At 67.4% G+C, this 22,317-nt stretch carries 28 protein-coding genes; 10 read left to right on the top strand and 18 right to left on the bottom strand.

Annotated features, from left to right (window positions below):
• Positions 1-460 precede the first annotated feature (460 nt).
• Positions 461-856: a VOC family protein gene (locus ACFU5M_RS08040; RefSeq protein ID WP_379045659.1), complete on the top strand. Its 396-nt coding sequence runs from the start codon at positions 461-463 to the stop codon at positions 854-856.
• A gap of 33 nt (positions 857-889) precedes the next feature.
• Here the strand turns inward: ACFU5M_RS08040 and ACFU5M_RS08035 are convergent, their stop codons facing one another.
• The 4 genes from ACFU5M_RS08035 to ACFU5M_RS08020 all read right to left on the bottom strand — a co-directional run bounded on the left by ACFU5M_RS08035 (position 890) and on the right by ACFU5M_RS08020 (position 4,273).
• On the bottom strand, positions 890-1,207 hold the full coding sequence (locus tag ACFU5M_RS08035) for a hypothetical protein (protein WP_379045656.1): 318 nt from the start codon (positions 1,205-1,207) through the stop codon (positions 890-892).
• 75 nt (positions 1,208-1,282) lie between these two features.
• Complete coding sequence (locus tag ACFU5M_RS08030; RefSeq protein WP_379045653.1) at positions 1,283-2,755, bottom strand: catalase; 1,473 nt, start codon at positions 2,753-2,755, stop codon at positions 1,283-1,285.
• 65 nt (positions 2,756-2,820) lie between these two features.
• The gene (locus ACFU5M_RS08025; protein ID WP_379045649.1) at positions 2,821-3,246 is read right to left on the bottom strand and encodes a Fur family transcriptional regulator; all 426 of its coding nucleotides are present in this window, start codon (positions 3,244-3,246) and stop codon (positions 2,821-2,823) included.
• 562 nt (positions 3,247-3,808) lie between these two features.
• Complete coding sequence (locus ACFU5M_RS08020; RefSeq protein ID WP_379045646.1) at positions 3,809-4,273, bottom strand: hypothetical protein; 465 nt, start codon at positions 4,271-4,273, stop codon at positions 3,809-3,811.
• Between the two features lie 106 nt (positions 4,274-4,379).
• On the opposite strand from ACFU5M_RS08020, the gene ACFU5M_RS08015 reads away from it, so the two are divergent.
• Together ACFU5M_RS08015 and ACFU5M_RS08010 are read left to right on the top strand one after the other, a co-directional pair.
• On the top strand, positions 4,380-5,621 hold the full coding sequence (locus ACFU5M_RS08015) for an APC family permease (RefSeq protein ID WP_379045643.1): 1,242 nt from the start codon (positions 4,380-4,382) through the stop codon (positions 5,619-5,621).
• A 240-nt stretch (positions 5,622-5,861) separates the two neighbouring features.
• Positions 5,862-7,211 carry a serine hydrolase domain-containing protein gene (locus tag ACFU5M_RS08010; RefSeq protein WP_379045641.1) on the top strand — a complete coding sequence of 450 codons (1,350 nt, stop codon included), beginning with the start codon at positions 5,862-5,864 and terminating at the stop codon, positions 7,209-7,211.
• Positions 7,212-7,224: 13 nt separating this feature from the next.
• Here the strand turns inward: ACFU5M_RS08010 and ACFU5M_RS08005 are convergent, their stop codons facing one another.
• The 4 genes from ACFU5M_RS08005 to ACFU5M_RS07990 all read right to left on the bottom strand — a co-directional run bounded on the left by ACFU5M_RS08005 (position 7,225) and on the right by ACFU5M_RS07990 (position 8,968).
• Complete coding sequence (locus tag ACFU5M_RS08005) at positions 7,225-8,148, bottom strand: aminotransferase class IV (RefSeq protein ID WP_379045638.1); 924 nt, start codon at positions 8,146-8,148, stop codon at positions 7,225-7,227.
• Positions 8,149-8,210: 62 nt separating this feature from the next.
• Entirely contained in the window at positions 8,211-8,468 is a 258-nt protein-coding gene (locus ACFU5M_RS08000) for a Txe/YoeB family addiction module toxin (protein ID WP_379045635.1), read from the bottom strand.
• Complete coding sequence (locus ACFU5M_RS07995) at positions 8,465-8,713, bottom strand: type II toxin-antitoxin system Phd/YefM family antitoxin (RefSeq protein WP_379045632.1); 249 nt, start codon at positions 8,711-8,713, stop codon at positions 8,465-8,467. Before ACFU5M_RS07995 ends, ACFU5M_RS08000 begins: the two co-directional genes overlap by 4 nt.
• A 105-nt stretch (positions 8,714-8,818) precedes the next feature.
• Positions 8,819-8,968 (bottom strand): hypothetical protein, encoded by a 150-nt coding sequence (locus ACFU5M_RS07990; protein ID WP_379045629.1) that lies wholly within the window; start codon positions 8,966-8,968, stop codon positions 8,819-8,821.
• Between the two features lie 151 nt (positions 8,969-9,119).
• On the opposite strand from ACFU5M_RS07990, the gene ACFU5M_RS07985 reads away from it, so the two are divergent.
• Both ACFU5M_RS07985 and ACFU5M_RS07980 read left to right on the top strand, forming a co-directional pair.
• Positions 9,120-9,242, top strand: coding sequence for a hypothetical protein (locus tag ACFU5M_RS07985; RefSeq protein ID WP_379045626.1), 123 nt, complete (start codon positions 9,120-9,122; stop codon positions 9,240-9,242).
• A 12-nt stretch (positions 9,243-9,254) separates the two neighbouring features.
• Positions 9,255-9,392 carry a hypothetical protein gene (locus ACFU5M_RS07980; RefSeq protein WP_379045623.1) on the top strand — a complete coding sequence of 46 codons (138 nt, stop codon included), beginning with the start codon at positions 9,255-9,257 and terminating at the stop codon, positions 9,390-9,392.
• A 60-nt stretch (positions 9,393-9,452) separates the two neighbouring features.
• Here the strand turns inward: ACFU5M_RS07980 and ACFU5M_RS07975 are convergent, their stop codons facing one another.
• Positions 9,453-10,487, bottom strand: coding sequence for an aspartate-semialdehyde dehydrogenase (locus ACFU5M_RS07975; RefSeq protein WP_379045620.1), 1,035 nt, complete (start codon positions 10,485-10,487; stop codon positions 9,453-9,455).
• 3 nt (positions 10,488-10,490) lie between these two features.
• A complete protein-coding gene (locus ACFU5M_RS07970) occupies positions 10,491-11,756 on the bottom strand; it encodes an aspartate kinase (protein ID WP_379045617.1) in 1,266 nt (421 codons plus the stop codon).
• A 163-nt stretch (positions 11,757-11,919) separates the two neighbouring features.
• Here ACFU5M_RS07970 and ACFU5M_RS07965 point away from each other — a divergent pair, with 163 nt between their 5' ends.
• Positions 11,920-12,333, top strand: a complete 414-nt coding sequence (locus ACFU5M_RS07965) for a secondary thiamine-phosphate synthase enzyme YjbQ (protein ID WP_379045614.1) — start codon at positions 11,920-11,922, stop codon at positions 12,331-12,333.
• Positions 12,334-12,416: 83 nt separating this feature from the next.
• Here ACFU5M_RS07965 and ACFU5M_RS07960 read toward each other — a convergent pair whose 3' ends face one another.
• Together ACFU5M_RS07960 and ACFU5M_RS07955 are read right to left on the bottom strand one after the other, a co-directional pair.
• Positions 12,417-12,992: a dihydrofolate reductase family protein gene (locus tag ACFU5M_RS07960; RefSeq protein ID WP_379045611.1), complete on the bottom strand. Its 576-nt coding sequence runs from the start codon at positions 12,990-12,992 to the stop codon at positions 12,417-12,419.
• A 29-nt stretch (positions 12,993-13,021) separates the two neighbouring features.
• Positions 13,022-13,597 carry a dihydrofolate reductase family protein gene (locus ACFU5M_RS07955; RefSeq protein WP_379045608.1) on the bottom strand — a complete coding sequence of 192 codons (576 nt, stop codon included), beginning with the start codon at positions 13,595-13,597 and terminating at the stop codon, positions 13,022-13,024.
• A 59-nt stretch (positions 13,598-13,656) separates the two neighbouring features.
• On the opposite strand from ACFU5M_RS07955, the gene ACFU5M_RS07950 reads away from it, so the two are divergent.
• Together ACFU5M_RS07950 and ACFU5M_RS07945 are read left to right on the top strand one after the other, a co-directional pair.
• Entirely contained in the window at positions 13,657-14,250 is a 594-nt protein-coding gene (locus tag ACFU5M_RS07950) for a TetR/AcrR family transcriptional regulator (protein WP_379045605.1), read from the top strand.
• Between the two features lie 65 nt (positions 14,251-14,315).
• Entirely contained in the window at positions 14,316-14,507 is a 192-nt protein-coding gene (locus ACFU5M_RS07945) for a DUF1918 domain-containing protein (protein WP_379045602.1), read from the top strand.
• An 84-nt stretch (positions 14,508-14,591) separates the two neighbouring features.
• Here the strand turns inward: ACFU5M_RS07945 and ACFU5M_RS07940 are convergent, their stop codons facing one another.
• A complete protein-coding gene (locus ACFU5M_RS07940; protein ID WP_379045598.1) occupies positions 14,592-14,939 on the bottom strand; it encodes a sporulation protein in 348 nt (115 codons plus the stop codon).
• Between the two features lie 251 nt (positions 14,940-15,190).
• Between ACFU5M_RS07940 and ACFU5M_RS07935 the strand changes: the two genes are divergently transcribed.
• The gene (locus tag ACFU5M_RS07935; RefSeq protein WP_379045595.1) at positions 15,191-15,649 is read left to right on the top strand and encodes an SRPBCC family protein; all 459 of its coding nucleotides are present in this window, start codon (positions 15,191-15,193) and stop codon (positions 15,647-15,649) included.
• Positions 15,650-15,738: 89 nt separating this feature from the next.
• Positions 15,739-16,950: a low temperature requirement protein A gene (locus ACFU5M_RS07930; RefSeq protein ID WP_379045592.1), complete on the top strand. Its 1,212-nt coding sequence runs from the start codon at positions 15,739-15,741 to the stop codon at positions 16,948-16,950.
• On the opposite strand, the gene ACFU5M_RS07925 is transcribed toward ACFU5M_RS07930, so the two are convergent.
• The 5 genes from ACFU5M_RS07925 to ACFU5M_RS07905 form a co-directional block, all read right to left on the bottom strand.
• The gene (locus tag ACFU5M_RS07925; RefSeq protein ID WP_379045589.1) at positions 16,928-17,803 is read right to left on the bottom strand and encodes an ion transporter; all 876 of its coding nucleotides are present in this window, start codon (positions 17,801-17,803) and stop codon (positions 16,928-16,930) included. The genes ACFU5M_RS07930 and ACFU5M_RS07925 overlap by 23 nt on opposite strands.
• A gap of 118 nt (positions 17,804-17,921) precedes the next feature.
• Positions 17,922-19,541: a GMC oxidoreductase gene (locus ACFU5M_RS07920; RefSeq protein WP_379045585.1), complete on the bottom strand. Its 1,620-nt coding sequence runs from the start codon at positions 19,539-19,541 to the stop codon at positions 17,922-17,924.
• Between the two features lie 76 nt (positions 19,542-19,617).
• Positions 19,618-21,249, bottom strand: a complete 1,632-nt coding sequence (locus ACFU5M_RS07915; RefSeq protein WP_379045582.1) for an alpha/beta hydrolase — start codon at positions 21,247-21,249, stop codon at positions 19,618-19,620.
• A gap of 60 nt (positions 21,250-21,309) precedes the next feature.
• Entirely contained in the window at positions 21,310-21,486 is a 177-nt protein-coding gene (locus tag ACFU5M_RS07910; protein WP_379045698.1) for a DUF1272 domain-containing protein, read from the bottom strand.
• Between the two features lie 22 nt (positions 21,487-21,508).
• A complete protein-coding gene (locus tag ACFU5M_RS07905; protein WP_379045580.1) occupies positions 21,509-22,276 on the bottom strand; it encodes a sulfite exporter TauE/SafE family protein in 768 nt (255 codons plus the stop codon).
• Between the last annotated feature and the right edge of the window lie 41 nt (positions 22,277-22,317).

Genomic DNA, 22,317 nt, shown 5'->3' with positions numbered 1-22,317 from the left:
TCCCCGGTTCGCACCTGCGGTGCTGGGCTTGTCCCTCCTGCGAGACAAACAATGCATGCCGGGGCTTGGCACACACTTAAGAACACCTTGCAAGATCAAAAACGCAGGTGAGCGTGGCTTTATCAAGTGGTGCCCGGAAGGCTCCTACCGCCCGGCGCCGGATCGCGGGATGATGGTGAGGAGTGCGCCAAGGAGATTGGGAGCGACGATGGAAACCGTGGTGGTCTGGATTCTGGCCAGCCTGCTCTACTGGTGGGGCCTGCTGTAGGTGTATGAGCCTGGCCGCACAAACCCGGCCAGGTTTTCTACAGTTCGTCGTGCACTTGCCGCTACCCGCCGTGACGGAATCCGCCATACCGACCGTGTCGCGTGTCCGATCCCGGCGTCTGCCGTGGCAGACGGGCCGCGGCGGACGACGTCGCTCCATACTCGGTTCGAACTGTTCCGAGAAGGAGTGAAGATGCTCACTGTCCTGCCCATCAGGTACGTCGCGGACATGGAAGCGTGCCGGGAGTTCTACGCCGGTCTCGGGCTGGCGCTCGACCCGAAGGGGAGTCTCGATGTCTGGGCGCAACTTTCGGGCGACGCGGGCGCGGTCGGGTTGCACGATTTCAGGGTGTCGAAGGGCCGGCCGGCCGGATCGGTCGAACTCGGCTTCGCGACCGACGAGAAGCTGGAAGTGGTCGCGAATCGGCTGCGCGAACGGGGCTACGACTACGAGCTCCACGACGAGGATTTCGGCCGCAGCTTGCGGGTCGTCGATCCGGACGGCGTGACGCTCCAGATCCAGGAAATCGACATGGAGATCGCCCGAGCGTCCGAGTCCGCCTTGGCGACGGATACGCGCGGCGAGTGACACCGATCGATTCGGTGTGGCGAGCCCGGTAGGTCACCGCGGCCGGTCTACGGCCACCTTCGTCACTTCCACCAGCAAGTCGTTGTTCGCCTCGGCGTCCGCGTCGGACTTGCGGCTCAGGATCGTGATCGGCTCCCGGCCAGACGATCGCGACGTCGCTTGCGCGAGCCGTAGGAGCCGGCGCCCGTCTTGTCGCCGGTGATCCAGTTCGCGGGTAGCCCCGCGCGGATGCGCTTGCCGCTGGTGTTCAACTTCAGCCAGGCGACCAGCCGGTCGCGTTCGGTGCGCCGAGCGCGGCGCCGCCGAGGCGTGGTAGTCCGCGGCGGGCGTGGTGGCGTCCCGCTCGTCCACCTACCGGCAAACAGGATCGGCCGGACACGCCGAAGGCAGGTACGCGCCGAGGACGCACACCTGCCTTCGGTCCGCTCAGTCCCGCGAGCCGCCGTCGAGCCCGGCGCGCACGCCCTCCTCGACCCGCTTGCCGAGGTCGGCGTCCACGTTCTTCCAGTATTCGAAGACCCGGCCGAGCACCGGTTCCCGCACACCGCCGAGCACGTGGCCGACGATATTGTTCACCAGCCGCTCGCGCTGCGCGTCGTCGAGCACCTCGCGGACCAGGGTGCCCGCTTGGGTGAAGTCACCGTCCTCGGCATGCTGGATGTAGCCGGCCCGCACGATGGTCGGATCGAAGTCCCAGATGCCTCCGTCGGGCGCCCGTTCCGGGGCGGCGTGCGGCCCGCCGAACGAATTCGGTGCGTACACCGGCACATTCGGCTCGTTGTAGTGGTACCGCATAGCGCCCTCCTTGGAGTAGGAGTTCACCTCCGCCGCCCTGGCCTGGTTCGGCGGCAGCTGCGCGTAGTTCGTGCCGATGCGGTAGCGGTGCGCGTCCGCGTAGGCGAAGACGCGGCCGAGCAGCATCTTGTCCGGCGAGAAGCCGATGCCGGGAACGACATTCGACGGCTCGAACGCGGCCTGCTCGATATCGACGAAGTAGTTGCGCGGGTTGCGATTCAGCGTCCACTTGCCGACTTCGAGCAAGGGATAGTCCTTGTGCGACCACACCTTGGTCAGATCGAACGGGTTGAACCGGTAGCCCTCCGCCTCCGCGACCGGCATGACCTGCACGTACACCGTCCAGCTCGGGAACTCGCCGCGCTCGATCGCCTCCCACAGATCCTTGCGGTGGTAATCGGCGTCCTCGCCCGCGATCCGGTCGGCGTCGGCCTGGGTCAGGTACTCGATGCCCTGATCGGTCTTGAAGTGGTACTTGACCCAGAAACGCTCGCCCGCGGCATTGATCCACTGATAGGTGTGCGAACCGTAGCCGTTCATGTGCCGGTAGGTCTTCGGGATGCCGCGATCGCCCATCAACCAGGTCACCTGGTGCGCGCTCTCCGGACGCAGGGTCCAGAAATCCCACTGCATGTTGTGATCGCGAAGACCGTTGCCGGGCAGGCGCTTCTGCGACCGGATGAAGTCGGGGAACTTGATCGGGTCCTTGATGAAGAAGATCGGCGTGTTGTTGCCGACGAGGTCGTAGTTACCGTCCTCGGTGTAGAACTTCACCGCGAACCCGCGCGGGTCACGCCAGGTGTCCGGGCTGCCCTGCTCACCGGCCACGGTGGAGAACCGCGCCAGCGACTCCGTACGCGCGCCGGGCTGGAACAGCCGGGCCTTGGTGTACTTGCTGACGTCGTTGGTCACGACCAGCTCACCGTAAGCGCCCGCGCCCTTCGCGTGCACGATGCGTTCCGGTACCCGTTCGCGATTGAACTGGGCCAGCTTTTCGATGAGGTAGTGGTCGTGCAGCAAAATCGGGCCTTGCGCGCCCGCGGTGAGCGATTCGTCGTCGCTCTCGACCGGGATGCCGGTGTTCGTGGTTGTCGGCTTGGTCATCGGACTCCTCGGCTGGTGAACATCGTCCCGGTACAGGTTTTCCCGGGTGGTGAAGGTGTGGACCGCTACTCGGAACGGCAGGTCGGGCACATACCCCAGAAGACGACCTCGGCTTCATCGATCACGAATCCGTGAGCGTCCGAAGGGTCCAGACATGGGGCTCGGCCCACGGCACAGTCGACGTCCGCGACCGCACCGCAGCTTCGGCACACCAGATGGTGATGGTTGTCACCGATCCGGGTCTCGTATCGCGCGGACGAGCCCGCGGGCTCGATCCGCCGCAGGATCCCGGCCCGCACGCAAGCGTGCAACACGTCGTAGACCGCCTGCGTGGACACTGAACCCAGCGCTTCCCGGACGGTGGCGGCCACCGTGTCGGCATCCGCATGCGGCCGCGCGACGACCGCGTCCAGCACCGCGACCCGCGGGGCGGTGACCCGCAAACCCGCTGCTCGCAGCCACTCACGTGGATCGGCACCGTTAGTGTGCATGCTTCGATTCTGACCCTTTTCTGGAATAAGTCAAGAAAATAATCTGGATTCATTCAAGAAAAGCCCTGCCCTGGCAGCGCCTACCGGCCGCGACTCGCCGAGCACGAGGCCCGAATAGGCCGATCAAGAGTGGTCGGCGTCACAATTTCGCGCCGGAATAGGTTGCGAACGTTGGTGGTTGAACCCCCTGTCGGCGTCCGGACAGCCCCGGGCCGCACCCCTTTTGTCGCTACGAGCGACCACCCGCCGAGAGGCGCTTGTGGGACGTCGACACCCCGCTTCGGCGTCCGGACAGCCCCGGGCCGCACCCCCTTTGTCGCTACGAGCGACCACCCGCCGAGAGGCGCTTGTGGGACGTCGATTACGGATGTGACACCAGCACGGTGTCCGAGCTCGCATCGCCGCCGGATTACTCGTAATCCGGCGGCGATGTCGTTTCCGCCGCATTCCGGCTGCGCAGCCCTCGCGATCCCGACTTCCTCCGAAGCACCCGCGCGTCATGAGTGGCACACGGTCGAGAGGCCTTCTCGCGTTTCGCCGCAGCCATGTGCCACTTACGGGTTCAGGTGGGATAGAGGACTTCGCGGTGGATGTCGGTGCAGGGGCAGGTCGGGTTTTCGTGGGGGTTGTTGATGCGTTCGGTGAGGTGGACCGGCACTCGGGCGCCGTCGGGGCGAGTGAGGGTCCATAGCCACGGCTGTGGCTCGTCGCCGAAGCTGCAGAGGATATCGGCGGCAGTATGTGCCGCGAGCAGGCCGGCGAGCCTTCGGCCGTCCATCGCATTCCGATCCGACAGCGGCAGATTCGCACTGACCGAGAACATCGCGGCGAAGTCGCCGCTGACCCGACCGTGTGTGCAGAAGACCGCGAAGGGGCCATTCCGGCGGACGTCCCGCAGCGCCGCGTCCGCGAGGTCGTCGCTGCTGACGAAGATCTCCGACTCGGGGACATCGAAGCATTCCCGCAGGAAAATGCGCAGTTCCGTCGTGTCGAGGGGACGAGTGCACAGCCCGTCGCACGCGATCATTCGCCGAGCGTACTCGGCTGCTTGCGCTTCCTTCGTCGCACCGAGCCCGGTTCGCCGAGGCGTACTCACTGCACGGCGGCGGAGAGGGTGCGGGAGGATGCACGTCATGGCGTCGCGCGACGGGACCATGCATCGCAGGCTCGGGCTCACCGATTCGGTGGTCATCGGGTTGGGGGCGATGGTGGGTGCGGGGATATTCGCGGCGCTGGCCCCGGCGGCCGCTTCGGCCGGGAACTGGTTGCCGGTAGCACTCGCGGTGGCGGCGGTGTTGGCCTACTGCAACGCGATGTCGTCGGCGCGACTGGCTGCGCAATACCCCGTATCGGGTGGCACGTATGTGTACGGGAGGGAGCGGCTCGGGCCGTTCTGGGGATATCTCGCGGGGTGGGGATTCGTCGCGGGGAAGACAGCCTCGTGTGCGGCGATGGCGCTGACGGTCGGTAGTTACGCCTGGCCCGGGCAGGCGCATGCCGTGGCGGTCGGGACGGTGGTGGCGATCACCGCTGTCAACTACACCGGGGTGCAGAAGTCGGCGCTCGTGACCCGGATCCTCGTCGCGGCGGTGCTCGCGGTGCTGGGCATGGTGATCGTGATCGGACTGGCGGGAACGCACTCGGCCGCAACGCCCTTGCCCGACCGGATCGGCCCACGCGAGGTGCTCACGGCGGCCGGACTGCTGTTCTTCGCGTTCGCGGGATACGCCCGTATCGCCACGCTCGGCGAGGAAGTGCGCGAACCGCGACGCACCATTCCGCGTGCCGTCCTGATCGCGCTCGGACTCGCCCTCGTGGTCTACGCACTGGTGGCGGTCGCGGCCCTCAGCGTGCTCGGCTCCGCCGGACTGGCCCGGGCGACCGACCCGCTCGCACGCCTGGTCAGCACAGCGGGCGTACCCGCGGCCGCGCCGGTGGTGCGGATCGGCGCGATGCTGGCGGCGGCCGGATCGCTGCTCGCATTGATCCTCGGTGTGTCCCGCACGGTGCTCGCCATGGCACGGGACCGTTATCTGCCGGGAGCCCTCGCCGCCGTGCATCCGCGGTTCGGTGTGCCGCACCGCGCGGAACTGGTGGTCGGCGCGATCGTCGCCGTAGTCGCCGCGCTCTTCGATCTGCGCGCGGCCATCGGGTTTTCCTCGTTCACCGTGCTCTTCTACTACTTGATCGCCAACGTATCCGCCGCCACGCTGACCGCCGAGGAGAATCGCCCACCCCGGTGGGTCCCCGCAGTCGGTGCGGTGGGCTGCGTCGTCGTCGGGTTCTCCCTGCCCCTCGGTTCCGTCCTCGCCGGACTAGGCGCGCTGGCACTCGGCACAGCGTTGTATGGCCTTGCGAGGTGCTACCGCCGCTGACCGCCCGCCGACCATGGAAAGACGTGCCAACCGCACGCGCGCCCAGCAGGCCGGTAGCGGCCGCGCGGCCCCGACAGTTCGGCGCCTCGGTGCGCGGCGGTGTATGCAGTGGTAAGAGCGAACACCGATCGAGTTTCACGACGAGGCGTCCGAGTCCGGGTCCGGCCCGTGCGGATATCGAACGTCCAGTTCCCGCCTGTTGCCGGTGTGAACAGGCGAAAGGGCGCTAGCCTCTTGCATATGGGGCGTTTCGGTGGATTCCTGGCGGGAATCGCGGCAGTTTCGCTGGTGGCGGGCAATCTCTTCGCCGGGAGTGCGATGGCCGCGCCCGGCGAGCAGGTGCGGTGCGCGGTCACCTCGGGACGCGATCTGGAGCGGGCGGCACCGGAACAGGTCGGTCTGGATTCCGCGAAACTCCAGGACGCGCTGACCTTCGCGTCCGGTCGAAACCGATTCAACGTGCAGGTGTTCCGGCACAACTGCCTCATCGGCGAGGGACCGACGAACGCCCAGACCGGCAACGTGGCCTGGAACATCTGGAGTTCGACGAAGAGCGTCGTCTCCTTGCTCGCCGGAATCGCTTGGGATCAAGGAAAACTCGACCTTCGCGCACCGATCGACCGCTACCTGCCCGCCGGGCTCGGTGATGCGGCGCACCGGTCGATCATCGTCGAGAATCTGCTCACCGAGACCTCGGGAATGCGGGTCGGCGTGCTGACCGAGGGCGTCACCGGTGTGATCCCGGTCGACCCGGACAGCGCGGTGCAGGCGCTCGGCGTGCCGCTGGACAATCCGCCGGGCACCGTTTTCACTTACAGCCAGCGCAATGTCGACCTGCTGGCCTACGTGCTGGAGCTGGCCGTCGGCGAGCCGCTGCAACAATTCGCGCAGCGTGAGTTGTTCGATCCGCTCGGCATTCTCAGCAGCGACTACTACTGGGCACAGGACCGCTCCGGACACACCTACGGCTACGCGCATCTGATGATCCCGCCGAACGACTTCGCGAAACTCGGTCTTCTGGTCAGCAATGACGGGCGTTGGGGCGCTCAGCGGATCGTCTCCGCCGACTACTTGACCATGGCGCGCACGCCGTCACCGACGAACGCGTGCTACGGCTACCTGTTCTGGCTCGGAAGCGGTTGCGCCGAGATCGCCGACTTCCTGCCCGGCGACGTGTACGCGATGGCCGGGCTCGGATTGCAGAACGTCTTCGTCATTCCGAGCCTCGATCTCACGGTGGTGTGGACCGGCGTCTTCGGAAACGTCAGCAGCCAGGGCGTGTCGGGCGTCGTGCAGAACACCCAGGAACTGCCCTACGAGTTCTTCCGCAGGGTGTTCGACGCGTTCGACGACCGGCCGGTGCCCGACCCCGGCCCGTACGTCGAGCCGCCGCTGCGGCTGGACCCCCGCCGCTTCATCGATACGGACATCCTGATCGCGGTGTTCGGGCTCGGTCCGGCCGCTTACCCGGGCTGCAACGTCTTCGCTTGCCTGAATCACCCGCTGGACCCGCCGTTCGCGGACACCCCTCCGGGGTGCGCCATCCTGGTCTGCCTCGGACCCGACCCGCGCACCCCTGGCATCCGCTGAGCGGCGCGCTGGACTACCGGGCTGCGGACAGGTCCGTGACCCAGCCGTGCACGCTGTCGGTGCGCAGTGCCGCATGGTGGCGTTTGCGCAGCGCCTGGGAAATCGGGCCGGGCACGCCGTTCGCGACGACGCGGCCGTCCACCTCGACGACCGGTGCCGCGCCTGCCGAGGTGCCGGTCACGAAGACTTCGTCGGCGATGTACAACTCGGTGAGATCGACGGTGCGTTCGACGACCGGAATACCGTCTTCGGCCGCCAAGGTGAGCACGGTCCTGCGGTTGATGCCGTCGAGGATGTCGCAGGAGACGTCAGGGGTGATCAGCGTGCCGTTGCGGACCAGGAAGATGTTGGCCGCGCTGAGTTCGCAGACGTGCCCGTTGCCATCGAGGAAGACGCAGTCGTCGTAGCCGCTGTCGATCGCGTCCTGCTTGGCCAGGACCGAATTGACATACGCCCCATTGACTTTCGCGCGGGACGGAATCGCGTTGTCCGGAATGCGCCGCCACGGACTGGACTTCAAGCGCATGCCGTCCTGCGGGACGATGGGCACCGCGTCGTAGACGAACACGCTGACCTGGATCGCACAGCCCCGGACCCGGGTGCCGGGAATGGACTCGACCACGTGCACGGTCGCCCGGACGAAAACGTCCTCGCGCGGGGCATTCGCCGCGATCAGTTCCACGACGGTCGCACGGAACCGCTCGAAATCCCACTCCGCGGCGAACCGATCGATCCCGATGATCTTGCAGGACTCCTCGAGCCGGCGGAAATGGTCATCCAGACGGAATGCCGTACACGCTGCCCCGTCCACATGCACCGGGAAAACGGTGTAGACGCTGAGTCCGTACAACACCGCCGACGATGCGACGCCCACCGTGGCGGCATCCGCCGCAACGATCCGATCGCCGAGATACACGTGAGGATGAGGATGAGCCATCGGCGCAGGCTAACAGCAGCGCCGTGCGCCGAGCGAGACCTTTTCGGCCGGCCCGCCGAGGGTCAGTCGTAGTGCTTGCCCACCTTGGCGATCCAGATCGCATCGTCGACGACTCGGTAGACGATGCGATGCTCCTGCGTGATCCGCCGTGAGCAGTACCCCGCCAAGTCGTGCTTCAGAGGCTCGGGCTTACCGATGCCTTCGAAGGGATCGGCCGAGATCGCCTTGATCAGTACATTGACCTTCTTCAGCACGACACGGTCGCGGTGCAGCCAAGCCGAATACTCTTCCCATGCGGATTCGGAGAAAACGACCTTCATTCGATGAGGTCGCGTTCGGCGCCGCCGCCATTCTCGAGTTCCTGGATCGATCGGCGTAGGCGCGCCCCATCACGCCCACTGAGCAACTCCACGGTCGTCATCAGGGAGTCGTAGTCTTCCTTGGACATGAGCACAGCATTCCCCCCTTTCGACACGATCTCGATCGTGTCGTGATCCTCATTGACCTTCCTGACCAGGGGAAAAAGATCCTTGCGCGCCTCACTGACGGTAATCGCGGCAGCCATGAGTCCTCCAGCCAGTCGTACGAGATATGGTACCACTCCCCCCGGTGGTCCTTATCCGATAACTCCATGGCCCCGCAAGAGTGACGTTCGGCGCGTACGCGTCACTTACCGCGCGGCCGAGCGGGTGAAACGGGCGGTGTCCATGTAGTCGCGAAAAAGCACGACCTTGCCGTCGCGGACATGGACGACGTTGACGGACGTGCGAACTCGGGCGCGGCCGGATCCCGGGACGGTCATGTCGACCTCGTTCTCCACGAGCAGCACCTCGGAGTCGGTGGTCTTTAGACCTGGGGATGGATGGCGTGCACCTCGATTCCGGAAAGTCCCGACCAGCGCTGCGCCAAGTGCACGCGAATCGCCTCGCGACCTTCCACACGAGTCGGCAGCCCACTTCCTGGCCCGGCTCGTGGCGGAGGGCAGCGTCGAACGCGATCTCGCCGATGCGGTGGGCGGCGCGGATGCCCCGGCGTTTCCGCGGCCGGTGCACGAGTTGAACACGGTCATCGGCGCGCTGCTCACCCGCGCGTAGGAGGCGGGCGGCGTGCGCACCGACATCGACGTCGAGGACCTGATGCGCCTCATCAAAGGCGCGTTCCCCGCCACCCACGGCACCACGGTCACTCCTGCGCAGCGCGACCGTACTTGCGCCGTAGTCTTCGACGGACGACGCGCCCGCTGATCGGTTCCGGACACGACGAACGGGCCGTGGAAAGTCCACGGCCCGTTCGACAGATCTGTCTCAGCGGTCGCCGATCAGCACCTCGGCGATCTGAATGGTGTTGAGGGCAGCACCTTTGCGCAGGTTGTCGCCGGAGATGAACAGCGCGAGCCCGCGGCCGTCCGGCACACCCGGGTCCTGGCGGATGCGGCCGACGAGCGACTCGTCGGCGCCCGCCGCGGCCAGCGGGGTCGGCACGTCGACCAGCTTCACGCCGGGCGCCTTGGCCAGGATCTCCTTGGCATGCTCGACCGAAAGCGGTTCGGCGAATTCGGCGTTCACCGAGAGCGAGTGGCCGGTGAAGACCGGTACGCGCACGCAGGTGCCGCTGACGGCCAGATCCGGGAGGCCGAGGATCTTGCGGCTCTCGTTGCGCAGCTTCTGATCCTCGTCCGTCTCGCCGGAGCCGTCATCGACCAGCGAACCGGCCAGCGGAAGCACATTGAACGCGATCGGCGCGACGTACTTGTTCGGAGCGGGGAAATCCACGGCGCGACCGTCGTGGGTCAGCTTCTCGGCGTCGCCGATCACCGCGCGGGCCTGGCTCACGAGCTCTTCGACACCGGCCAGACCGCTGCCGGAGACCGCCTGGTAGCTGGACACGATCAGGCGGCGCAGACCGGCGATGTCGTGCAGCGGCTTGAGCACCGGCATGGCCGCCATCGTGGTGCAGTTCGGGTTGGCGATAATGCCCTTGACCAGGTTGCGTGTCTGCTCCGGGTTGACCTCACTGACCACCAGCGGGACCTCGGGGTCTTTGCGCCATGCCGAGGAGTTGTCGATCACCGTGACGCCCGCCGCGGCGAAACGCGGCGCCTGCACACGCGACATGGTGGCGCCCGCCGAGAACAGCGCGATGTCCAAGCCGGACGGATCCGCGGTCTCGGTGTCCTCGACGACGATCTCGCGGCCGCGCCAGGGCAGTGTCTTGCCCGCCGAACGGGCGGAGGCGAAGAACCGCACCTCATCCGCCGGGAAACCGCGCTCATCCAGCAGTTTCCGCATGACGGCGCCGACCTGTCCGGTCGCGCCGACGACTCCTACGCGCACTCCCATGGCCTATCGCCCCGTTCCCGCGTGGACCACCGCGACCTCGTCGCCGCCCAGGTCGAAGGCCTTGTGCAGCACCTGCACCGCCTCGTCCAGTTCGGTGTCCTTGACCAGCACGGAGATCCGGATCTCCGAGGTGGAGATCAGGTCGATGTTCACACCCGCCTCGGCCAGCGCCTCGCAGAAGGTGGCGGTGACGCCCGGATGGCTCTTCATGCCCGCGCCGACCAGCGACACCTTGCCGATGTGGTCGTCGTAGAGCACCTGGGAGAAGCCGATCTCGGCCTGGCGCTTGGTCAGCATCTCGACCGCGCGGGCCCCCTCGGACTTCGGCAGCGTGAAGGTGATGTCGGTCTTGCCGGTCTCGATCTTCGAGATGTTCTGCAGGACCATGTCGATGTTGATCTCCGAGTCGGCGACGGCGCGGAACACCTTGGCGGCGTAGCCCGGTTCGTCCGGCAGCCCGACCACGGTCACCTTGGCCTCGCTGCGGTCGTGCGCGACGCCGGTGAGGATTGCTTGCTCCAAGGGGATGTCCTCCATCGATCCGTAAACGTAGGTGCCCTGCTTGTCGGTGTAGGACGAGCGCACATGCACGGGCACGTTGTAGCGGCGGGCGTATTCGACGCAGCGCAGCATCAGCACCTTGGCCCCGCAAGCCGCCAGCTCCAGCATCTCCTCGTAGGAGACCTGCTCGAGCCGCTGCGCGTCGGGCACGATCCGCGGATCGGCGGTGAAGACGCCGTCCACGTCGGTGTAGATCTCGCACACATCGGCCTGCAGCGCTGCCGCCAGCGCGACGGCCGTGGTGTCCGAGCCGCCGCGGCCCAGCGTGGTGACGTCCCTGCTGTCCTGACTCACGCCCTGGAAGCCCGCGACCAGGACGACGAGGCCCTGGTCCAGTGCGTCGCGGACGCGACCGGGGGTCACATCGATGATCTTCGCGTTGCCGTGCGCGCCGGTGGTGATCACACCCGCCTGCGAACCGGTGAACGAGCGGGCCTCGGCGCCGAGGGAGTGGATGGCCATGGCGACCAGCGCGTTGGAGATGCGCTCACCGGAGGTGAGCAGCATGTCCATCTCGCGGGCGGGCGGCGACGGCGCCACCTGCTGCGCGAGATCCAGCAGCTCGTCGGTGGTGTCACCCATGGCGGAGCAGACGACCACCACATCGTGGCCCTGCTTCTTGGTCTCCACGATCCGTTCAGCGACGCGCCGGATACGCTCGGCGGTCGCCACCGAGGATCCTCCGTACTTCTGAACCACGAGAGCCACGACAGGGTCCTCCAAGATCGACAACAAACTGGTAACAGTCATTCAGGGTACCGGCCGGGGCCAGCGGTTTTGCCGCTACCTACCCGGCTTGTGGAAAAGCCCACAGCCGCATCCCCTCCCGATCGCGCCGCGCCGGCCGCGGCAGATGAGGGACGATGTGCACATGAAGAGCACTCTGCTCGAGGTGCGAACAGGCCACAGTGAAGTGGTACAGGACATCACGCCGCAGTGCGCGACATTCGCGCGTTCAGCCGGCGGCGACGGGCTGCTGCACGTCTTCGTGCCGCACGCCACCGCGGGGATCGCGATCATGGAACTCGGCGCGCGCAGCGACGACGATCTGCTGGCCGCGCTCCGCGATCTCCTTCCCGCCGACGACCGGTGGCGGCACGCGCACGGCTCGCGCGGACACGGGCGTTCCCATGTGATGCCTGCCCTGATACCGCCGTACGCGACCGTTCCGGTGCTCGGCGGAAAGCTCGCCCTGGGCACCTGGCAGTCGATCGCGCTGGTGGATCTCAATGTGGACAACCCGGACCGGCAGGTGCGGCTGTCGGTCCTCACCGACGCGAGCTGACCGGGATCTCCGGACCGAGCGCGGGCGGCGGGCAGATCGTCGCCGACCCGACCGCCCGCGCCCCAGAGGCCGGGTTCGCCGGGTCAGGCCCGGGTGAACCAGCTGACCTGGACGCCGCCGCCGATGGCCTTGCGTTCGGTCGGCCGGAACAGCGTCGGGCGGAACTCGCCCGCGAAGGCGGGTACTCCGGTGCCCGCGACGACCGGGTAGCTCTTGATCACCAGTTCGTCGATCTCCTCCAGCAACGCGGCGGCGAACTTGCCGCCGCCCGCCAGCCAGATGTCCATGCCGTCCTGCCGCTTCAGTTCGCGGACCAGCCCCACCGGGTCGCACTCGACCAGTTCGACCGCCGGGTCGTCGATGCGGCCGAGCGTGCTGGACACCACGTACTGCTTCATGTGGGCATACGGGCTGGTCAAACCGATGGACAGGGCCGGATCGTAGGTGCCGCGCCCCATGACCAGCGTGTCGAACTTCTGATTGGGCGCGTCCACGGGGAGTCCGATATGCGGCCGCACGTGCGTGGGCAGCGTCTCGGGATACTCCACGCGCAGCCACTCCCACATCTCATCGCCCACCGGCATGAAGTCGATCTCGCCATTCGGCCCCGCGATATAGCCGTCGAGGGAGAGGCCGACGAAATAGACGAGTTTTCGCATGAAATACCTTTCGGATGGAAGTCGGGGACTCAGGCCCGGGTAAACCAGGTGACCTGCGCGCCGTTGCCGAACTCCTTGCGCCGCGCCGGGGTGAACAAGGTCGGACGGAACGCGCCGGAGAACGCGGATATCCCGCCGCCCGCGACGACCGGATAGCTCTTGATGATCATCTCGTCGATCTCGCCGAGCAGTTCAGCGGCGAGTTTGCCGCCACCCGCGAGCCAGATGTCCGCGCCTTCGGCCCGCTTCAGCCTCCGCACGAGCGCGACGGGGTCGCTCTCGACCAGTTCCACTGCCGGGTCGTCGAGCCGCCCGAGCGTGCTGGACACCACGTACTGCTTCAGGTGCGCGTACGGGCTGCTCACACCGATGGACAACGCGGGCTCGTAGGTACCGCGGCCCATCAGGACGGCGTCGCACCGCTTGTTCGGCTCGTCCACCGACATCCCCGCAAGCGGGCGGATGTGGCTCGGCACGAACTCCGGATACTCCGTGTTCGCCCAGGCTGTCATCTCGTCGTCCAACGGATAGAACTCGTATTCTCCCGCTGGGCCCGCGATGTAACCGTCCACCGACACACCCACGTAATAGACAAGCTTTCGCATACGCATACCGCCCGACTCGCTGTACTCTGGTCGTAGTGATTTGAAATGTAGTACTACGAATGGAGTGGTGTCAAGTGCGGACCAACCCGGAGAGACGACAGGCGCTGGTCGACGCCGCGATCGAGGTCCTGGCGCGCGACGGCGCGCGAGGACTGACCTTCCGCGCGGTGGACAAGGAAGCCGGGGTACCCGCGGGCACGGCGTCGAACTACTTCGCCAACCGCGACGACCTGCTCACCCAGGCGGGCAGACGGTTCTACGAACGGCTACAGCCGAGCGAAGCCACGATCGCCCAGTTGACCGACGGGCCCAAGACCCGCGCCAACATCGTCGACTTGATGAAAGAGACGGTCGGACGCATCGAGGCGTTCCGCACCGGCTACCTGGCGCTGCTCGAATTGCGCCTGGAGGCGACCCGGCGGCCGGAATTACGCGCGGTGCTGACCGCACGGGTGCGCGAGGACATCGACTACAACGTGCGCAACCACCTGGCGGCGGGCCTGCCCGGTGACGAGAAGTCGGTGCTGTTGCTCTACCTCGCACTGAACTGGCTGATCGTCGACCGGTTGACGCTGCCCGAGGTGTTCACCGAGGAGCAGGGCATGGAATTGATCGAAGCCGCGGTCGAGCGCGTGATCAGCGCGGACGACTGAATCGGATCCCGCGCCACCGGCCGGAGTGGTTGTGACGGGCACCACTGACGGTCGATAATGGGGCGATGATCGCACATGTAGGAGATCGACTCTGCGTGCACGGACACGTGGTGGGAGAAGTGGATCACCTGGCCGAGATCATCGAGGTCCGCGGGCCGGACGGGACGCCGCCCTACGTGGTGCGCTTCTCCGACGGCCGCGAATCGCTGATGTATCCGGGGCCCGACGCCATCGTCGAGCCCACTGGATCGGATTGAACGCCGCGCCGGATCGAGCGCGGGGCGGCCTCGCCCGCGCTCGGCCCGGCACCGCCGAGGGGAAGCTTCGGCCCCCCGCGCCGATCAGGCGCGTCGCTTGACTCGGCTGCTCAGCGCGAAGGCCAGAATCCCCGCGATCAGCACCATGCCCGCCGTCTGGATGATCGCGTTGACATCCACGGCCGGGTGCCAGGTCAGCCGACCGTCGCGCAGCAGGTAGGCGCCGACGGGCTTGGCGCCTACTCCGAACGCCACGCCTTCCCCCGCGCCCTCCCCGTCCGGACTGTTCCCGGTACCACCGCCCCCGCCACCGCCGCCCCCGACCGAGGCGGCGGGGATGACGATCGCCCCGCCGGATTCGTAGGGCTCGCCGTAGACCCGGCGCACCGTGATCACGTCCCGCGCCTGCGCCAGCAGTTCGGCGTATTTCATGACATCCTCCCGCCTGACCGAGAGCGCCGGAGACCGGCGCTCATTCGGATCCGATCGTAGGCGCGCGAGCCTCCGGCCGACCCATCCTTCCGACCGGAAGTTGTTCCAGTGGTTGCCGATCGCCGATCTCGACTCGATAACGGCACGTTACCCGGTTAGCCGAGATTTGGTCTCGCACAGTCAGGTTGACGAACCGGACAAATCGCGGAGACAATCGGCCGACTTGTCCAACCGGGGGTCGGAGGTATGCCATGCGCACCAAAACGGATATCCGATTCTTCATCGATACCGATCCCGAACAGGTCATGGACGCCCTGACAGCCGTCGAATCGCTGCCGGAATGGTCGACCGCCTACAGCGACGTCCGGGTCGCCACTCGGGACGCCCGGCGCAGGCCGCGGCGCGTCTTCCTCAAGGCGGAACTGCTCGGCAGCTCGGATTTGCAAGTGCTCGAATACGATTGGACCGACGACCGGTCCTCCTGGATCGTCGCCGACAGTACCCGGGGCGTCCGGGGCGGCGGCTTTTTCGAAGTGTCCGACAGCGTCGACGGCACGCACGTCTGGTACCACGTCGAGCTCTATCTGCCCCTCCCGGTTCCCGGATTTCTGCTGAAACGCACCTTCCGCAAGGCCAATGAAGTGGTCGCGGAGTGTTTCATCGATTTCGCCGAGCGGTTCCCCGAATCGGAGACCTATCAGCCCGTGTAGCCGCGGCGACGCTGTGCTCTGCGCGAAATGGGCGGGCGGGCGCGGCAGCGAACCGGCGCCGGACCGGTCGGAGTGCGACGATGAGCGGCATGATCGGTTCCAAACGAGTGCGGTTCCAGCCGATGGCCCAGGGCGCTTCGGTAACCCAGCTCGAGTTGTTCTTCGACCTCGTGCTCGTCTTCGCGTTCACCATGGTCACCGGCTTGGTCGCGGACGACACCAGCGCGAAGAACGCGCTGCGCGCGCTGCTGGTGCTCGCGGTGATGTGGTGGCTGTGGATCGCCTACTCCTGGCTCGCCAACGTGGTCCGCGCCGACGAGGGAATCGCACGGGTGGCGATTTTCGCGGCCATGGCCGGCGCGTTCCTCGCCGCGCTCACCATCCCGGAGGCGTTCGACGACAAGACCGGCGGATGGTTCGGGCCGCTGGTCTTCGCCATCGCCTACCTGATCGTGCGCCTGGTCCACCTCTGGATCTTCTGGTTGGCCAGTGCGGAGGATCCGCAATTGCGCAACCAGTTGCTGCGCTGGGCACTCGGTTCGATCACCCTCGGCACCACGCTGCTGGTCGTCGCCGCGCTGACCACCGGCACGGTGCAGATCGCCCTGTGGATCGCCGCGATAGCGGGCGACTACCTGTGGACGTTGTTCGCCGGCACCGATTGGCGGTTGAATTCGGCCAGGCATTTCGTCGAGCGCTACGGACTGATCGTCATCGTCGCGCTCGGTGAATCGATCGTCTCGATCGGCATCGGGGTGGCCGGTCTGCCGATCTCTTGGCCGATCGCACTCGGCTCGCTACTCGGCCTCGCCATTTCCGGTCTGCTGTGGTGGGCCTACTTCGACGTCGCCGCCCTGGCGGTGGAGCACGAACTCGTCCACGCCGAGGGCAAGCGGCAGATCAAGATCGCGCAGGGTTCCTACACCTTCTGGCATTTCCCGATGATCGCCGGGATCATCGCGCTGTCACTGGGGCTGAAGAAAGTTCTCTACTACGTCGGGGATTCCTCGCACCACACCCTGAAGGACGCGCTGTACGGCATTCCGCTGTACGCGCTCTACGGCGGCGTGGCGCTGTATCTGATCGCTCTGGTGGGGTTCAAGCACTTCGCCACGCACACCGTCACGGTGCCCCGCGTGGTCGCCGTGGCGGTACTGCTCGCGCTGATCCCGTTGGCCTGCGCCCTGCCCGCGCTGGCGTCACTGGCCCTGCTGTGTGTCGTCCTGATCGCGCTGATCGCTTGGGAGACCGTGCGTTTGGCACAGCCTCGGGACGCGATCAGGCACGCGGTACCCGAGTGACGCGATGCCGCACGCAGTCCTCGTCGGGCGTCGGCCCGTACGCGGACGGCGGCACCCGCACACCGTCGCGGACCGCGTCGCGGATCTGATCGATGTTCTCCCGCAGCACGTCCGCGACTAGTTCATCGGTGCGCGGATCCGCCAGCACCTGGAACACGATGCGGAAGGTGGTGTCGGCGATCAGGCGGATGATCTCGTCGTGGAACGGGATGTAGCGCACCCGGCCCGCCTGCGGGTCCTTCTTGATCAACTCCAGGATCATCTCGTCCAGCTCGGCGCGGTTCTCGTCCAGGGCGGCCGCGATGTTGCGGGTGTAATGCCCGGTGCGCAGCACCTCCGCCACCTCGTCCATCACCGCGATCGTCATCGGACGGCGAATGGTATCGACGATGGTCGCCACGAACCGGTTCACCACCGCGGCCGTCACCCGGTCGCCGAACACGCGGTCGGCCACCCGGGCGAGCCGGACGACGATCACCACGATCCGCAACAGCCGGAAGCCGCGGAAGAACGGACTGGTCACCGGGATCATGCCGAGGACCTCGTACCAGTACACGAACGGGAAGGTCCACGGCCAGCCTGCGCGGCGCCAGCGCCACAGGAACTCGATCGCGAACACCGCGCACAACGACCAGTCGACGACCACGATCACGTGGTAGGTGTGCCCGGAGACCGGAAAGAAGGTGATCCAGGCGACCAGCGCCACGGACACGACGGCCAGCGCCAGCATCAGGAAATCGGTCCACAGCATCGGCGGCTTGCGCGGATAGTCCTGTGGCTCCGGCGTTTCCCGCAGGCCGTATCGATCGACGGGGGAACTCTCGATGCCCGAGCTGGGAATGGGAGCGGACACTGCGAATCCCTTCGACGCCGAACGGTGCCGCCGACATTAGTACGCCGAAAGCATGCCCGGCACGGTTGGCGATACCACGGAAACGGTGCCGGGACGCTGCGCCCGGACACCCGCGTGCTCAGCGACCGGCGCGAACGATCGCCTCGATATTGCGTTCGGCCAGCGCGGCGATGGTGAGCGACGGATTGACCGTCCCGGTGCTGCCCGGTATCGCCGCGCCGTCCACCACGTAGAGGCCGGGATGACCGTGCACGCGGCCGTAGCCGTCGGTGGCCCGCCCCAGCACCGCTCCGCCGAGCGGATGCGCGGTGAACAGTGCGTTCGCGTCGTAGCCGAGGGCGCTGTACTCGACGAGGGCATCCGCTCGCTCGGCGATCCGGCGGTCGACCGCCCTGGCCGCCGCCACGGTGTCGTCCCGGTTCTTGACCGACCAGCTCAGTCCGACACGGTTCGTACTCCGGTCGTAGCCGAACCGGGCACGGGTCGGGTCGAGCACCATGCCGAGCGAGGCGAGCGCGCCGGTCTCGAACGGGATCCCCGGGATGTACCAGCTCTCCAGGGTCAGCGGCACACCGGTTTCGTCGAAGATCCGGCTCGCGCTCGGCACGCCTTGGCCGTGACCGGCCAGCGCGCTGGCGCCGCGGGCGAGCACCACGTCACCGTTGGTGCCCCAGCCGTCGCCGACGTGTTCGTTCAGGTTCGGCAGCGCGCCGGTGGCCTGGGCCCGGACCAGCAGTTCGGACGTGCCGACCGACCCGGCGCCGAGGAAGAGCCGATCGCAGGTGAGGGTCCGGGTGGATAGCGCGTCACCGGTCGGCGACAGCTTCGTCACGGTGATCGCGTAGCGGCCGCCGGACTCCTGGGCGATGGCGTCCACCCGGTGGCCGGGGAAGACCCCGCATCGTCCGGTGCCCTGCGCGTACGCCAAGTAGTTCTGATTCAGGTCGAACTTGGCGCCGTTGGAATTGCCCAGATTGCTCCTGGCCGCCGTGGCCGAAGGCTTGGCGCCGCCGGCGAGTTCGGCGCGCAGGATGTCCCAGTTGAAGATCGAGTCGTTCGCCTGGGGCTGGAAGCCCGCTTTACGCACCTGGTCGTCCCAGGCGCGGGAATGCGCGAACGGCGAGGAGTTGTAGATGTCCGCGGGCATCGGACTCAGCCGCAGCATCTCCCGTACGCGCGGGTAGTAGACGCGCTCCATCTCGCCGTAGTCGACGGTGCCACCGAAGACGTGGTCGAAGAAGCGGCGCTGCGGGGCGATCATGGCGCCGCTGAAGATCACCGAGCCGCCGCCGACCGCGGCCGCGCGCCAGACGTCGATACCCGGATACTCGGTGCAGTCCAGCACGCCGCCGAAACTGGCGAAGCGCATGGGGACCTTGGTGACGCCGGTGAACTGGGTGCGGTGCCAGAAGCCGCGGCCGTCGGGCAGGTCGTCGCCGGTGAAGATCTCCCGCCACGGGTCGTTCGGCCAGCGCGAACCGCGTTCCAGCACAGTGGTGACGATCCCGGCCTCGGCCAGGCGCAACGCGGTCACGGCGGCGCCGAAGCCGGAGCCGACGACGATCGCGGGCGAGTGCTCCGGTGGGTCGGGGATCGGGGCGAAGATCTCCGGCACCCAGGCGCGAAACAACGCCTCCCACATCGGGTCGGCGGACGCTGTGCTCGTCCCCGTCATCGTCCCCACAGCACCGAGCAGGGCTGCGGTGCCCGCCGCCTTGAACAAGGCACGTCTACGCACCGGTCACCTTCCATCATCAGGCTTAGCGTGCGCAGATTACCGGTATTCCCGTTTTGTGAACAGATATCCGTTTTTGCTATCGGTCGAACGGCAGCTCGTCGGGGCGGCAGGTCGCTCCGGGGGCGGGTAGCTGGAGGTCGATGAGATAACGCTCGCGCAGCTTGCGGGTGCATTCGTTGAGCGGGACGTGCCCGTACCCGTCCTCGACGACGACCAACCGGGCGTTCACCAACTCCTGCTGCGCGCGCCGTGCGCCGCTGAGCGGGGTGACGGGATCGAATCGGTTGTCGACCAACACGGCCGGGGTGTCCGATCGCAGGATCCACGGCCCGGTGTACCGCTGGGCATACCCCTCGGGCGGGGACGGCCAGAAGGCGCACGCATGATGCAACGACAACCAGAACGCGCCATAGGTAGGGCTGACGTTCGCCAGATCCCTTGCCAGATCGGGCCATTGACCAGGATCGCGGGGAAAACTGTTGTCCGCGCACGAAATCGCGATGAAGGAGTCGAGGAAGTCGTCCGGTTGCGCGGTCGCCGACAGGATCTCGCCCACCGCGCCGGGGTTGCCCGCCGGACCGCGTTCCAGTTCGGCGAGCAGTTCGGCCAGGGCCGGCCAGCCCTGCTCCTGGTCGTACAGCAATAGCGCATGCGACGACAGCACCTCGGCATAGGTCACCGTCCGCGCCCGCTCACCGGCCCCCACCGCCAGGGGACCCTCGCGGAGGCGTTGCAGCACAGCGTCATTGCGGGTCCGGAGATCCGCCGGGCGCACCGGAGCGCCCGCGCCTCCGCTCACGACGGCATCGCCCTGACCGCCCGGTGCGGCGAAGGCGCAGCGCTCCCGTCCCGCGTCCGCGCACAGCCGCAGGAATTCATCGAGCACTTCTTCGGTCCCGGCCGCGCGGTTCTCGAGGGCGCTTCGCGTGTCGTTGGTGTAGGTGTCCGGGTCGATCACCGATGCCAGGTGCAGCGCACGCACCCGATCGCCGAACAGCGCTCCGTACACCTGGCCCAGGTAGCTCGCGTAGGAACCGCCCTCGTAGGTCAGCTGCGGATCACCGACGGCCCGGCGCAGTAGGTCGAGGTCGCGCGCCGCGTCCACGGTGGTGAGGTGCCCGAGCAGCGCGCCGCCGTGCGCCGCGCAGCCGGCGGCCAGCTCACGGCTCGCCGCGTCGGCCGCACGCTCCTGTTCCGGAGTCGCCGGTGCGAACACCGCGCCGGACCAGAACCGGTGCTGCTGCTCGGCGTCCGCGAAACACCGCACCTGCCCGCTGCGGCCGACCCCGCGCTGGTCGAAGGTGATCACGTCGAAACGGCGGGCGAGTTCGCCGCCGAGCAGCTCCCCGCTCTCCGCCCAGCGCAGTCCCGACCCACCGGGACCGCCGACGGCGGAGAACAGCGTCCCGATCCGTCGCTGCGGCTCGGCGGCCTGCTGAAGCACCAGCGCCAGGCCGAGGGTCGGCCCGTCCGGGTGCGCGTAGTCCACCGGCACCTGCGCGGTCGCGCAGTGGAACCTGCTCAGCTTCGGCTCCGCGCACGGCGCCCAGTCCAGCGGCGGCGTGGGCGCGGCGTCGGCCTGCGCGACCAGGTCCGCCACCGCCGACTCGTGTCGGCTCGGCGGACCGCCGCAGCCGCTCACCACGGGCAGCGCGACGACGAGCGCGGCGACGACGATGACGATCTTCCAGCTAGGCACGGCACTCATCCTGTGCCCCGCGCGGGTGGTGCGTCGTCACCCTGAGGATTGACATCCGACCCTGAGATCTCACAGCACTACTCCGGCACCCTGGCGCGGGCGCGGCGCCAGTTCACCGGCCCAGTGCGGACAGACACCGTTCCACTCGCCGTCGCACCGCGCGCAGAAGGCACCTTCGTAACTGCGGATGCGCGCGGGGCCGTCCCGGGTGACGCCGATTCCCAGCGGCTCACACGTCGTGCGCATCTCCGGTGCCACGAGCGGCCTTCTAAGTCGTCAAGAGACGGATCACCGCGATCAGGCCGACCACGACGATGACCGCGCGCAGCGCGATCGGCGGCATCCGCCTGCCCACCCGCGCACCCAACTGCCCGCCGATGATGGATCCGAGCGCGATCAGCGCCGCCGCACGCCAGTCGACATCCGCCACGACGATGAAGATCAGCGCGGACACCGCGTTCACGATCAGGGCGAGCGCGTTCTTCACCCCGTTGAGGCGCTGGATGTCGTCGTGCACGAAAACGCCCAGCAAACCGATCAGCAGCACACCTTGGGCGGCCCCGAAGTAGCCGCCGTAGACACCTGTGGCGAAGATCGCGGCGAACAGGACGGGTCCACCGTGCGCGGGGGCCGGGGCGCCGTCGTTGTCCCTGCGTCGCTTGACCCAGCCTGCCAGTCGCGGCTGCACGACCACCAGCACCAGTGCGAGGATGATCAATATGGGCACGATCGCCTTGAACGCGGCGGCAGGCAACACCAGCAGCAGCACCGCGCCGGTGATGCCGCCGAGCAGCGACGCGGTGCCAAGCCGCACCAGCCGGTCGCGCTGGCCTGCGAGTTCCCTGCGATATCCGTGTACGCCGCTGATCGAACCGGGGACCAGACCGATCGTGTTGGAGACGTTCGCGGTCACCGGCGGCAGGCCGAAGGCGAGGAGTACGGGGAACGTGATCAGCGTGCCGGAGCCGACGATGGTGTTGATGCCGCCCGCCGCGATGCCCGCACCGAAGACGGCCAGTTGCTCCAGCCAGGTCATAGCCAATCCTTCGACGTCCCGTCGGGCCCGGGGGCCCGTAC

The organism is Nocardia sp. NPDC057455 (assembly GCF_042802775.1).
Taxonomy (GTDB): Bacteria; Actinomycetota; Actinomycetes; order Mycobacteriales; family Mycobacteriaceae; genus Nocardia.
This window is presented reverse-complemented; position numbering and strand designations above follow the sequence as displayed.